Below are 13,360 nucleotides of genomic sequence, written 5' to 3'. Positions count from 1 at the left end.
GATTGAACGAGCTATTCGGCGTCTCGATGAACCTGATCGCAGCGGTTTGCGTGGCCGCTACGGCACTGATCCTGGCCGCGGTCGCGTTCATCGCGTGGCGAAACCCGGTCATGTTCAAGATGGGGCTGCGGAACATCCCCCGGCGGAAGGCGCAGACGGCCCTGATCATCGTCGGGCTGATGCTTTCGACATTGATCATGAGTGCCGCGTTCGGGACGGGCGATACGCTGACCACCTCGGTAACGGCTGAGGTCTATTCGATCCTTGGCGAGGCCGATGAGTGGGTTTCGTGGGATGCCGAGAAGGAACCACGTCCGCTGGAGGAACAGGTTATCCCGCTCGAGACGGTCGAGCAGTGGCAGGCGAAGTTCGCAGGCGATCCGGATATCGAGGCCATCGTCCCGTTCCAGCGGGAATCCCTACCAGTGCTCAACACGCGGACGAAGCTGAACGAGCCTTCTGCGAGGATTGTCGGGTTCCGGGCGAAGGACGCCGCTTCCCTGGGGGGACTCAAGGACAGCGCCGGGCGCCCAGTGACGCTCGCCGGCAACGAAATCGCCATTAATGAGGACCTCGCTGGCGAGATAGACGGGAAGCCCGGCGACGTCCTGTTGGTGTACTACAAGGCGGAGCCGATCGAGTTCGTGGTGAAAGCGGTCGTGCCATCCGGGGTGCTTTCGGGCGCCATCGACCCGTCCGCAGCAAGCGGCGCCGCCGTGGATTTCGAGACGATCGCGAACCTCACGGGACGGGGACAGAACGCGGACGCGGTGATTGTTTCGAACACGGGTGGTGTAAAGACCGGGCTGGCGCGTTCCGACATTGCGGTGGAGAAGCTCGAAGCGGAGCTGGAAGGCACGCCCTACACGGTTTCGGCACTCAAGAAGGAACTGGTGAACTTCGCGGAGCTCATCGGTTCGGCGTTCACCACGATCTTCGTGGTCTTTGGACTGTTCTCCATCGCCGCCGGTGTGCTCTTGATCTTCCTGATCTTCGTGATGCTCGCCGCAGAGCGGAAACCCGAGATGGGGATGGCCCGGGCGGTTGGGGCGAAGCGTCGCCAACTCGTTGAATCGTTCCTGGCGGAGGGTATGGGCTACGACCTGGGTTCCGCGGTGGTCGGATTGATCGCCGGCATGGGCGTCACCTACGCGATGGTGGAAGTGATCAAGATCTTCGCCGGCGACAACCTCGGCCTGGACCTGACGGTGACGTTCACGGGGCGAAGCCTCGTGGTCGCGTTTTGCCTGGGTGTGATAGCCACCTTCCTGATGGTCTTTGCGTCGTCATGGCGGGCGAGCCGGCTGAATATCACGGCGGCAATCCGTGACTTGCCAGAGTCGCACCCGGTAAACCCGGAGGCTTCGACGTGGAAGGGGTACTACCGGGCGGCCCTGAACGGCATTGTCGCGCTGGCGCTCCCGATCGGGCTCTCGCTGCTGCTGGTCGGGCCGGTCGGCATGGTCATGGGCCTGCCGTTGGCGCTGGCCGGACTCGTCAGTCCCTGGGTCTTCGCGCTCCGCGGGTCCAACACCGCGGCACCGGCCGATCATCGGACCAGTGAAGGCCCCCCGAAGTGGCCCTGGATCCTTGGCGCGGCCATCCCGGTTGTAGGGTGGGTGCTCATCCTGGCGCCGTACTGGATAGCTGTCGGTCTGGTCGTGTTCTTCCGGGACCGCCGTCCGGCGACGCTTCCGCCGTGGCTCGGCGTCCTCTCCCTGCTTGTCTGGCCGGTCGCGCTGGTGACGGTGCTCTTGCAGGCCTGGCGCGTCCGGATCTCCTGGGCAGCGGGAGTGGCGACAGCGTTCGGCGTCGCCGGGATCGCGCTGACCTACGGAGGAATGGACCGTGACTCGGCGTTCTTCTTCTTGCTCGGAGTTTCGGCCGTCGCCCTCTGGATTGCGGTGACGTTGCAGTACTTCGGCCTGTCGGATCGGTTCTCGTTCTCGGCCGTGAGCGCCCTGGTGCTCGTGCTGTGGTATCTGCCCTCGAAATGGGTTGAGCCGGTCACGGGTCCGTTGAACGGCGACATCGAGATGTTCTTCCTAAGCGGGATGGTGATGGTCACCTGTGGGACGTTCATCATCGTCTACAACGCCGACATCATCCTTCCGGCGATCGCCAGGCTCGGTTCGCGGTTCGGGCGCATTGTGCCGGCCCTCAAGACGGGGGTGGCCTATCCGCTGACGTCGCGGTTCCGGACGGGAATGACGATCGCGATGATCGGCCTGATCATGTTCTCACTCGTGATGATGGCGGCGATCAACACGAACGTAGCGGCGATCTATTTGAACGACGACACGCGGGGCGGGTACGACAACGTGATCGGCGTAAACCGGAACAATCCGATCGAGGACATCCGCGCGGCGATCAGCGCCGGCGGCGCCGACGCTTCGGCGATTTCGGCCGTAGGGGAACTGCGGACAGCAGCCGCCCAGGAGGCGCAGGTAGAGAACCGCGACGAGTTCAAAAATGCCGAAAACGACGAGGGCGACAAGATCGTAACGGAATGGAGCCGCTATCCCGTTTTCGGGGCGGACGCGGGCTTCATGGCTTCGAACAAGTTGACGTTGAAGTTCCGAGCAGAAGGTTACGCAAGTGACCGGGACGTCTGGGCGGCCATGGGTGGGGATGCCTCCCTCGCGCTGATCCCATCGTCGGTGACGGTGGCGCAGCAAGGGTTCGGCGGCGGACCGGCGACCGGGGACCTCTTGCGGCTCAACCCGGTGGAGGACGGATTTGCGCCGTTCACGCTGACGCTTCGAGATCCCGGCACCGGGAAGGAATCGACGGTGACGGTCATCGGGCAGATGAGCGATGCCGCGGACACGTTCTTCCAGATAACGAGCCCGGACTTCTCGATCGGGATCCTGACCGGGAAGCAAACGGTGCTGGAGACGTTCCCGCAGTCCCAGGGGCAACGCTACTACCTGACGCTCAAGGCCGGAGTCGATTCGAAGGAGTACGCCAAATCGGTGGAGGCCGCGCTGGTCCAGGCCTCAGCCGATTCGATCCACCAGCTGCTCGACGACCAGCAGAAGATCCAGAACGGATTCATGCTCGTCTTCCAGGGTTTCATGGGATTGGGCCTGATCGTCGGGATCGCCGCGCTCGCCGTAATCGCCTCGCGGGCGGTTGTCGAGCGGAGGCAACAAATCGGGATGCTGCGGGCGATCGGGTATCAGCGCGGGATGGTCGCACTGAGCTTCCTGTTCGAGTCGGGCTTCATTGCGCTCTCCGGGATCTTCCTGGGGGTGGCGCTGGGGCTTTCACTCGCCTGGGTGCTCTACGTCAGCGACGACTTTGGAGACACCAACGGGATGCCCTTCGCTGTCCCGTGGCTGAACCTCGGGATCATCTGCGGCATCGCGTTCGTGGTTTCGATGTTCATGACATTCCTGCCCGCTCGCGCAGCTTCCCGGGTGCCGGTGGCTGAGGCCCTGCGGTACGAGTGAACCGGAAGCGATAGACTCCCGCGATGGACCGCCCGGAACTGCTTGGAACGGGTATGTTCAGCCTCGAAGGCCGGGTTGCGGTAGTGACCGGGGCCGGCCGGGGGCTGGGACGATCGATGGCACTCGCACTGGCAGCGGCGGGAGCGGACGTGGTTGCGGCCAGCCGGACTATGACGGAGATCGAGTCACTCCGGGATGAGATACGGACGTTGGGGAGGCGCGCTGAGGCGGTGACCTGCGACACGACGCGCGAGACCGCATGCGAGCGCCTGGCCAGCGAAGCAGTGGAGCGGCTCGGGCGTGTCGACATCCTGGTGAACAACGCCGGGATCAACATCCGAAAGCCCGTACTCGAACTTGCCGCGGAGGAGTACCGGGCAGTCCTCGCGACGAACCTCGAAGGCTACTTTCTTTGCGGGCAGGCGATTGGGCGCCGGTTGGTTGCCCAGGGCACAGGAAAAGTCATCAACATCTCGAGCATCATGGGGACTGTTGCCCTGCCTGGTCAGGCGGCCTATGCGAGTTCGAAAGGGGGCGTGGAGCAACTCACCAAGGTGATGGCACTGGAGTGGGCGCCGTTCAACGTGCAGGTGAACGCGATCGGGCCGACCTACTTCGAGACGGAACTCACGAAACCGCTCTTCGAGGACGAGGAGCGCCGGGAATTCATCACGGGACGGACGCCGATGGGCCGCTGGGGCAAGGCGCACGAATTGGCCGGGGCCGTGATCTTCCTCGCCAGTGGCGCGAGCGACTACATCACTGGCCAGACGTTGATGGTCGACGGTGGCTGGACAGCCTGGTAGCAGAAACGCCCCTCAGGTGAGGGGCGTTTCGGGATTGAAACCAGTGCGGTTGGCTCAGACGAAGTAGCGGCCAACGCGCGTAGTGACCTGGGCGCGAAGAAGGCTGATGCGGCTTGCCGCAAGGTGATCCTCGCTGGACGTGTCGCCATCGGCGGTGTCGTCCTTCGATTCGTTGAAGTACTCCTCGCGATGGAGCGCTTCGGGGCTCGGCTCGCCGGGGACGAGGATCTGGAGGGTGGATTGGTGGATGAACATGTGTGGTCAACTCCTCCGTACAGGTGAATTGTGCGGTCTTTCACAACCACCGTAGCAGAAGTTTCGGCGGGAATTGACGAAGCTGAAGGAATTTCAGGCTGATGTTGAAGGGTTCCATAGCTGCCATAGGCTGAGGACATAACCGTCCGGGGCCATGACCTGGCATTCCAGGGTGCCCTCGTACTCGAAGGGGGGCGCGATCGATTGGCCGCCGAGCTTGCGTGCCAGTGCGAATGAATCGGAGACGGAATCGACCTCGAACCGGAGTTCGGCGCCGATCCCGCGGGCGACGCCTTCTCGCGAGAGTGCCTGGAACCACGGGTGGCCGCGGTACGACTCGTCATCGTGGACCGTCACAGCGGCTTCTCCCGCGCGAAGAGCGGCAAAGCCCGGGTGGCGTTGGTCCATTTCAAGCCCGGCGACTTGCTGAAGGAAGTCGGCCAACGCGAAGACGTCGGTACTCCAGAGCGTGATCCCAAGCCGGCATTGTGTTGCCATTTGCGGCCTCCGCCGAGCCCTCCCACCGGTGGGCACTATAACGAACGGTCAACTAGAAATCGCCGAACTCGTCATAACTGTGGGCGTTACGTGAACCAACAGCCGGATTTCCGTCGGCTTCGGCCTATGCCGGGCGGAATTTCGGCAGTGCAACGTCCTCATGTTGCTCGAACTCGACAATAACAGGCATGCCGACGCGGATCTGGTCGTTGGGGATCCCGACGACGTTCGTGGGCAGGCGGGGACCTTCTTCGAGTTCGACGATGGTGACGTTGTACGGAGCGATCGCGGCCCAGCCAGGGTGGTATTTCTGGTGCATGACGCCGAAGGTCCTGACGGCGCCGCGACCGCTCGCCTGTTCCCAGGTGAACTGATCCGAGAGGCAGCCGTCGCAGTGCGGCCGGGAGGGGAGCCGCCAGAGCCCGCATTCTGCGCAGCGCATGAGCATGAGCTTGCCAGCCATCGCTCCATCCCAGAATTCTTGCGAGGTCTCATCGGCTTCCGGCAATGGCCGGGGGAAGTCTTCAGACATTGTTTGGTACCTCAGTTCGCGTGGGGGCTCAGGATGAGGCAGGCGTGATAGCTCAGGCTGCCGCCGTTGCCCGTGGCAAGGATGACGTCGTTCTTGACCTGGCGATCTCCGCCGTGGCCGCGTCCCTGGATGATGGCCTCGGAGAGCGGAGTCATGCCCCACATGTAGTAGGCCGAGAGTTCGCCACCGCCGGTGTTTGTGGGCAAGGAACCACCAGGTCCGAGCTTGCCGTCTTCGACGAACGGCCCGCCCTCACCCTTCTTGCAGAACCCGTAATCTTCAAGTGTGACGAGCACCGTGTAGGTGTAGCAGTCGTAGACCTGGCAGCTCGAGATGTCGCTGGGGCCGACGCCGGCCATCCCGTAAGCGGTCCTGGCGGCGAGCTTTGCCCCGGTCTCGGTTTCCCAATTCGAGCCGGTCCGGGAGTTATCGCCGGGGTGGCCCTGTCCCATGCCCCAGACGTAGACCGGGGGTTGGGGCATTTCCCTGGCGGCGGCAGCCGAACTGACAATGACGGCGACGGCGCCATTGGAGACGAGGCAGCAATCCAGCAGGTGGAGCGGCTCGATGATCCAGCGGGAGTTGTGGTAGTCCTCCATGGTGATCGGACTGCGCATCTGGGCGAGGGGGTTCATCGTCGCCCACTGGCGCTGGCCGACAGCGATGGTACCGAGCTGGTCCTGGGTGGTCCCGTAGTCAGCCATGTGGCGCCGCGCGGCGAGCGCGTAGGGGGTGTTGGCGCCGTAGTAACCGGAGGCCGGGTAGAGGCCGGACATGCCGCGAGGGCGCTGTGGGTTGCGGGCCGCGCCGCCGTAGGCAGCCCCGGCCGACGACCCGTCCTTCAATGGCGCATCGGCGAAGACGCAGAGGACGTGGTTGGCCATGCCCGAGGCGATGGCGAGCGAGGCATACTGGACCATCTGGGCGGCAGTGGAGCCGGCGGCGTTCATGTGGTTGAGCAGGCGCAGGTCCTGGAGTCCAAGGTAGTTCTGCAGGCCCAGTGATACACCGCCCCCCGTCGTGCCGGTGACGCCAGCGTTTATGAGGAGACCGTTGATCTGGTCTTTGCGAAGGCCGGCATCCTTGATGGCGGTGCGCGTGGCGTCGGCTGCCAATTCCATGGTCGACTTGTAGATCCGGCCCATCGGTGTCATCCCGAAACCGGTGATCGCGGTAGCGCCGCGCATTGGATGTCCCATAGTAGTGTGGCTCCTTGTGGGGCCGATTCTACCGGCTGGCGCGGGAAGGAGTAGCGGTCCTGGAGGGCGTCGGTGACAGGTGCAAACGAGAGGGCTCTGCGAAACCGGTGGTGGCCCGCTGAAGCAGCGCAGGGCACAATTCGTGGGTGAGTTACCGAGTAGGAATCATCAATGTCACCGGCTATGCAGGAATGGAAGCGGCACGCCTGCTCTGGAAGCACCCGGGAGCGCGAATCGTCGCTGCCACGGGGCGTTCCCTGGCCGGCAAGCGTCTGGGAGAGGCGTTCCCGCACCTTGCCGTCTACGGTGACTTCCGTATTACGGAAGAGATCGAGGCGGAGGTCGACATCGTTTTCTCGGCGCTGCCGACGGCCGAGAGCGCGAAGGCATGCGCGCCCTTCGTGCGGGCAGGCACCAAAGTGGTGGATATCGCCGCGGACTTCCGGCTCAAAGAGCCGGGAGCGTTCGAGCACTGGATGAGCGGAGGAAACCCGCATCCGGCCCCGGAACTCCTGGCGCAAGCGGTCTACGGACTTCCGGAATTGAACCGCGACCGGATTGCAGGCGCGAACCTGGTCGCGAACCCGGGCTGTTACCCGGCGGCAGCAATCCTGGCGCTGGCGCCTGCGGTCGCGGCCGGGCTCGTATCGGACCCCGTGGTGGTGGACGCGAAGTCGGGCATTTCGGGAGCGGGGCGCGGCACCGGCGGTAGTTACGGCTATAGCGAAGTGAACGAGGACCTGAGCGCCTACAAGATCGCGAACCACAACCACCAGCCCGAGATCCAGCAGGAACTGGCGAACCTCCGCGAAGGGCCGCCGCCGAAGGTGACGTTCGTCCCTCACCTGGCGCCGATGACGCGCGGCATCCATGCGACCTGCTACGCCCCGCTCACGCGGGCTGTGACGCGGGCGGAAGTCACGCGGATCTACCGGGATTTCTATGCGGCAGCACCGTTCACGGATGTCGTGGAGACGCCGCCTCACACGAAACAAACACTCGCGAACAACATGTGCCTCGTCCATCCGGCAATCGATGAGCGAAACGGGATGCTGATCGCGATCGGGGTGCTCGATAACCTGGTAAAGGGCGCGGCGGGGCAGGCAATCGAAAACATGAACCTGATGCTCGGACTCGACCAGACGGCGGGACTCGACCTCCCGGCGGTGTACCCGTGAGCGAGCCGCTGCTCGACCTTTCGGGCCATTCAACGACGCCGCAGGGTTTCCTCGCCGGGAGTGTCTATGCGGGAGTGAAGACGTACGGGGAAGGCAAGCTTGACCTGGGCATCCTGGTTTCGGAGCGGCCGTGTACCACTGCCGCAACGTACACCCGGAACGTTCTCCATTCGGCTTCGGTGGACATTAACCGGGCGAGGTTGGCGGCGCGGCCCGCGCGTGGCGTGGTCGTCAACAGCGGAGTTGCGAACTCCAGCACGGGTGAGCGAGGGATCGCGGATGGTCGCCAGTTGACTGCATGGGCGGCCCAACGCGCCGGGGTAGAGGCGGAAGACGTGCTCGTTTGCAGCACCGGAGTGATCGGCCACTACCTGCCGATGGACAAGCTGGAAGCCGGCGTGAAGGCGATCGAGCTTTCGCGCGATGGCGGTGCGGCACTCGCCCGCGCCATCATGACTACCGACACGCGACCGAAGTCGGCTGCTGTGCGGTTTGGCGAGTACACGCTCGGTGGGTGTTGCAAGGGCTCGGGGATGATCCACCCGAACATGGCCACCATGCTCGCTTTCCTGACGACGGATGCACCGGTGGAGCAGGGCTTCCTTCAGCAGGCGCTGAGCGAGGCCGTCGACCGCTCGTTCAATCTCGTTTCGATCGATGGCGACACGAGCCCGAGTGACACGGTACTGCTGTTCGCAAACGGGGCGGCCGGGGGAGAGATCATCGCGGCCGCTTCGCCACTGGCAGGCGATTTCCGCGCTGCACTCGGGGCGCTGTGCGTGTTTCTCGCCAAGGAGATAGCGCGCGACGGAGAGGGCGCCACACGGGTGATCGAGTTCCGGGTGACCGGGGGTGCGACCGAGGCCGAGGCGCGGACGATGGTCCGCCTCCTGTCGACCTCCTACCTGCTCAAGAGCGCAGTCCATGGCGCCGACCCAAACTGGGGGCGGGTGACGGCAGTGATCGGAAGATCAGGACTGACGGTCAATGAGCCGGGCGTCGCGATCTCTATTTGTGGGATCAAGGTGTTTGAAAAAGAGCGGCCCACCGAGTTCGACGCGCTTGAGCTCTCCCGGGCGATGAAGGCGGATGTCGTCGGGATCGACGTCGACCTGGGCGCCGGTGATGGTGAGGCCACTGGTTGGGGTTGTGACCTTTCGGCCGAGTACGTCTCGATCAACGCGGATTACCACACGTGAGCCCGACGGGGCCGCTCGTCATCAAGATCGGCGGGAGCACCCTTGGCAGCGCGGACACCACGTTCCGGGACATCGCGGCGCTCGCCAACTCCGGCGAAGTGCCGATCGTCGTCCACGGTGGTGGCGCCGAGGCGAGCCGCTGGCTGGAAGCGATGCAGATCCCATCGCGATTCGAGCGCGGACTGCGTGTGACGGATGAACGAGTTCTGCCGGTCGTGGTCGCGGTCTTCGCCGGCCTCGTCAACAAGCGCATCGTGGCCGCAATCAATGCCGCGGGGGCCTCGGCGGTGGGGCTGTGCGGGGCCGATGGAAGGACTCTCGAGTGCCGGCTTGCGGACCCTGCCCTGGGTTTCGTCGGCGAGCCGGTCGCGGTCCATCCAGAAGCCGTGATGGCCCTTCATGCAGCAGGGATTGTTCCCGTGATCGGCCCGATAGGCTTTGTGCCCGGGGGCGAGACGGACCAGCTGGTAAACATCAACGCCGACACCGTCGCGGGGAACCTCGCGGCCGCCGTCGGTGCGAGCAGGCTGGTGTTCCTCACGGACGTCGAGGGCGTCCGGGGCGCGGACGGAACTGTGGTTCGGAGGCTTACCGGCAAGGATGCGCGTTCGCTGATTGCCGACGGGACGGTTGGCGGCGGGATGATCCCGAAGGTCGAAGCCTGCCTCCACGCCCTGGGGCTCGGGGTCGAGGTGCAGATCGTCGATGGAAGACACTCGGGCATGTTGCTGGCGTCGGCCGGGGCGGGCACGACATTCGCACGGGACGGCGCCTGACGCCAATTGTTCACATTCGGCGGTATGCTTGGGGGGCAGGCCCCCCGTTCGCGGGGCAGAGAGGCAGATCGTGGACGAGACCGAAGCGCCGCCGGCGCCCACACCGAATGTGGACGAAGTGGTTCCCAGCCCGGCGAAGCCTGTGTACGACCTCGACGATCCGGCGCTTTACATCAACCGGGAGTTGAGCTGGCTCGAATTCAACCAGCGCGTGTTGGAGGAAGCTCTCGACCCGCGGAACCGCTTGCTCGAGCGGGTCAAGTTCCTGGCGATCACCGCAAGTAACCTGGACGAGTTCTACACGAAGCGGATGGGTTGGCTGAAACAGGCCTATGCGAAAGACCCACGGTTTACGACCGTTGACGGGCTGACTATCGCCGAACAGATGGAGCAGGTGATTGCGCGGTGCAAGCGCATGCACGCGGCGATCGACGCCGCGTGGCACGAGTCGCTGGGGCCCGAGCTGGCGGACCACGGGATCAAGATCGTGCGGTTCGGCGACCTCGAGGCGGATGCGCGCGGGACGCTCACGGCGTACTTCGAACAGGCGATCTTCCCGGTCCTTACTCCGCTTGTTGTCGACCCGGCGCACCCATTTCCATTCATCTCTTCGGGGAGCCTCTCGCTGGCGCTGAACGTCCGGCACCCTGGAACCGGGCAGGACCGGTTCGCCCGAATCAAGGTCCCGGGAAACCGGCCCAGGTTCGTCGATGCGGGCGACAACCGGTTCGTCCTCCTGGAGGACCTGATCATCTCGCATGTGGGGATGCTTTTTCCCGGCATGGACGTGACCGAGTCATACGAGATCAGGGTCATCCGCAGCGCCGAAATGGGCAGCCCGGGAGAAGAAGCCGACGACCTCCTCGAGGTGATCGAGAGCGCCCTGCGCCGCCGACGGCTCGCCCAGGCGGTTTCTCTCGAGGTGAGCGGAGACCTGACCGACAGCCGGCGAGAGCTTCTCCTGGAAGAACTGCAACTCCGGGAGGGCGACGTCTATTCCACGGCGGGGCCGCTCGGACTTGCCGACCTGTTTCAGCTGGCGAGCCTCCCAATCTCGCATCTTTGCGATGTCCCGTTCACCCCGGCGACGCCATCGTGGTTCCAGGGGTCGAACGATTCCCCGTCATTCTTCTCGACGTTGCGGGAGCGCGACATCCTCGTGCATCACCCTTACGAGTCGTTCGATAAGACTGTCGTCCAGTTCGTAGAACAGGCGGCGGAAGACCCGCAGGTCCTGGCGATCAAACAGACGATGTACCGAACTTCGCCGGACTCGCCGATCCTGGAGGCGCTGATCGAGGCGGCTGGGCGCGGTAAGCAAGTTGCCGTCCTGGTGGAGCTGACCGCGCGCTTCGATGAAGCAAACAACATCGAGTGGGCGCGAAAGCTGGAAAGCGCGGGCGTCCACGTGGCCTACGGACTGCCGGACCTGAAAATCCATTCGAAGATCAGCCTTGTCGTGCGGGAGGAGGCCGCGGGCGTGACGATGTACGCGCACGTTGGCACGGGGAACTACAACTCGCGCACGGCCAGGACCTACACGGACCTTGGGTTGTTCACGTCCGACGCCCGGATCTGCGGCGACCTTCTACGGGTTTTCAACTTCCTGACCGGATACGGGGAACTCGCCGAGACCGAGGTCTTGCTCGCTGCGCCGGTGAACCTGCGACGGGAACTCGTCCGGAGAGTGCAGCGCGAAATCGCCCATGCGCGGTCCGGACGCCCGGCACGAGTCGCCTTCAAGATGAATGCACTCGAAGACTTCGAACTGACGAGGCTTCTTTATGAGGCGGCCCAGGCGGGCGTGCAGGTGGACCTGATCGTCCGCGGGATTTGCCGGTTGCGGCCCGGGCTTCCGGGGCTGAGTGAGAACGTGCGCGTTGTCAGCGTCATCGGCCGGTTCCTGGAGCATTCACGGGTCTACTACTTCGCGAACGACGGAGAACCGGAGTACTTCATCGGCAGCGCCGATGTGATGAAACGCAACCTCGATGAACGCATCGAGGTGCTCGCGCCAGTGCGTGGCGCAGAGCACCGGCGGCAACTCGATGATCTCCTGGCACTGATGCTCGAAGACCGCCGCCAGGGCTGGCGGCTGCTGGATCGCGAGTGGAGCCGCGACTGCTCAGTGACGGCCGAGGGCGCGCACTCCCTCCTCCTGGCCCGGGCGCCGTTCAGCTAATTGGCCGTTCCAGAAACAGCACCGAGCGCCTACCATGACTGCCGGAGGATGTCATGACTGATTGGGTTGCCGAAGAAAGCCAGTACCTGTTCCAGAACTATGGCCGTCAGCCGATAGTCCTTGAGCGTGGCGCCGGCACCCGCGTATGGGACGTAGAGGGAAACGAGTACCTCGACTTCGTTGGCGGTGTCGCCGTCAATATCCTCGGCCACGCTCACCCGGTGGTAGTGAAAGCGCTCGCCGAACAGGCATCTACGCTCATTCACACATCGAACCTTTTCTACACCAAGCCGATGATCCAGCTCGCGAAGCTGCTTGTGGAGAACTCCTGCCTGGACCGCGTGTTCTTCTGCAACTCGGGGACGGAAGCGGTCGAGGGGGCTATCAAGCTCGCCCGCCGCTGGGGCCTCGACACTCGGGACGGTGCGCACGAGATCATTACGACGGTTGACGGTTTCCATGGGCGTTCGCTCGGGGCGCTGGCCGCGACCGGGAACGCACGCTATCGCGACCCTTTCGGCCCGCTCATGCCCGGGTTCCACCACGTCCCATGGAACGATTTGGAGGCGATCAAGGCGGCCACGAATGAGAAGACCGTGGCCGTGATGGTCGAGCCGATCCAGGGCGAAGGCGGCGTGAACATGCCGGCGCCGGGCTACCTCCAGGGCATTCGTGACTGGTGCGACGAGGAAGGCCTGCTGTTCATTCTCGATGAGGTACAAACCGGTATCGGCCGGACCGGGTCGCTGTTCGCCTACGAACAGGAAGGCGTCGAGCCGGACATCATGACCCTGGCGAAGGGCCTCGCCGGTGGCGTCCCAATAGGTGCTGTGATGGCGCGCGAAGACATCGCCGCCCACCTGGTGAAAGGCGACCACGGGAGCACGTTCGGCGGGAATGCCCTGGCGGCGGCGGCCGGATACGCGACCGTCAAGCATGTGATCGATGAAGACCTCTCGGCCGCGGCACGGAATGCATCGGAACGGTTGGTCTCGCGGCTGAGGTCGATGGAAGACCGGCTCGCGGTTGTCAACGAGGTCCGCGGGCGTGGGCTGTTGATCGCGGTGCAGTTCACGCGGGACTGCGCGAGCGATGTGGTGGATGCATGCCGGCGACGCGGACTGCTGGCGAACAACGTCCGCCCCAATGCGGTCCGCCTGATGCCCCCGTTGAACGTTTCAGATGACGAGATTGATCGCGCCTGCGACATTCTTGAGGAAGCCATCGTGGACGCGACCCGAAGCGTCGCGAAGTAGCGGGCCAACGGGCCCGAATTGGGG

The 13,360-nt window shown here is 64.3% G+C and carries 11 protein-coding genes; 7 read left to right on the top strand and 4 right to left on the bottom strand.

All coding sequences use genetic code 11. The features are described 5' to 3' along the window. The first annotated feature begins 2 nt into the window (after positions 1-2). Both IPG14_RS05485 and IPG14_RS05480 read left to right on the top strand, forming a co-directional pair. Entirely contained in the window at positions 3-3,455 is a 3,453-nt protein-coding gene (locus IPG14_RS05485; protein ID WP_343391135.1) for an FtsX-like permease family protein, read from the top strand. Positions 3,456-3,478: 23 nt separating this feature from the next. Continuing rightward, a complete protein-coding gene (locus IPG14_RS05480) occupies positions 3,479-4,261 on the top strand; it encodes a glucose 1-dehydrogenase (RefSeq protein WP_343384375.1) in 783 nt (260 codons plus the stop codon). A gap of 54 nt (positions 4,262-4,315) precedes the next feature. Here the strand turns inward: IPG14_RS05480 and IPG14_RS05475 are convergent, their stop codons facing one another. The 4 genes from IPG14_RS05475 to IPG14_RS05460 form a co-directional block, all read right to left on the bottom strand. Then, positions 4,316-4,516, bottom strand: a complete 201-nt coding sequence (locus tag IPG14_RS05475; RefSeq protein ID WP_343384376.1) for a hypothetical protein — start codon at positions 4,514-4,516, stop codon at positions 4,316-4,318. Positions 4,517-4,609: 93 nt separating this feature from the next. Beyond that, positions 4,610-5,014, bottom strand: a complete 405-nt coding sequence (locus IPG14_RS05470; protein ID WP_343384377.1) for a hypothetical protein — start codon at positions 5,012-5,014, stop codon at positions 4,610-4,612. A 124-nt stretch (positions 5,015-5,138) separates the two neighbouring features. Further along, on the bottom strand, positions 5,139-5,546 hold the full coding sequence (locus IPG14_RS05465; protein WP_343391134.1) for an OB-fold domain-containing protein: 408 nt from the start codon (positions 5,544-5,546) through the stop codon (positions 5,139-5,141). A gap of 11 nt (positions 5,547-5,557) precedes the next feature. Next, a complete protein-coding gene (locus IPG14_RS05460; protein ID WP_343391133.1) occupies positions 5,558-6,745 on the bottom strand; it encodes a thiolase family protein in 1,188 nt (395 codons plus the stop codon). Positions 6,746-6,891: 146 nt separating this feature from the next. Between IPG14_RS05460 and argC the strand changes: the two genes are divergently transcribed. From argC to IPG14_RS05435, 5 genes are all read left to right on the top strand, one after another. Continuing rightward, the gene (argC, locus tag IPG14_RS05455) at positions 6,892-7,923 is read left to right on the top strand and encodes an N-acetyl-gamma-glutamyl-phosphate reductase (RefSeq protein ID WP_343391132.1); all 1,032 of its coding nucleotides are present in this window, start codon (positions 6,892-6,894) and stop codon (positions 7,921-7,923) included. Then, positions 7,920-9,122: a bifunctional glutamate N-acetyltransferase/amino-acid acetyltransferase ArgJ gene (gene argJ, locus IPG14_RS05450; RefSeq protein ID WP_343391131.1), complete on the top strand. Its 1,203-nt coding sequence runs from the start codon at positions 7,920-7,922 to the stop codon at positions 9,120-9,122. Before argC ends, argJ begins: the two co-directional genes overlap by 4 nt. Next, entirely contained in the window at positions 9,119-9,898 is a 780-nt protein-coding gene (argB, locus tag IPG14_RS05445; RefSeq protein WP_343391130.1) for an acetylglutamate kinase, read from the top strand. The genes argJ and argB overlap by 4 nt, the downstream gene beginning before the upstream one ends. 70 nt (positions 9,899-9,968) lie before the next feature. After that, positions 9,969-12,080, top strand: a complete 2,112-nt coding sequence (gene ppk1, locus IPG14_RS05440) for a polyphosphate kinase 1 (protein ID WP_343391129.1) — start codon at positions 9,969-9,971, stop codon at positions 12,078-12,080. A gap of 53 nt (positions 12,081-12,133) precedes the next feature. Beyond that, positions 12,134-13,336: an acetylornithine transaminase gene (locus IPG14_RS05435; RefSeq protein ID WP_343391128.1), complete on the top strand. Its 1,203-nt coding sequence runs from the start codon at positions 12,134-12,136 to the stop codon at positions 13,334-13,336. Positions 13,337-13,360 lie beyond the last annotated feature (24 nt).

Source organism: Candidatus Amarobacter glycogenicus (assembly GCF_016704105.1).
GTDB lineage: Bacteria > Chloroflexota > Dehalococcoidia > Tepidiformales > Tepidiformaceae > Amarobacter > Amarobacter glycogenicus.
The sequence above is the reverse complement of the archived record's forward strand: the minus strand, read 5'-3'. Positions and strand labels throughout refer to the sequence as shown.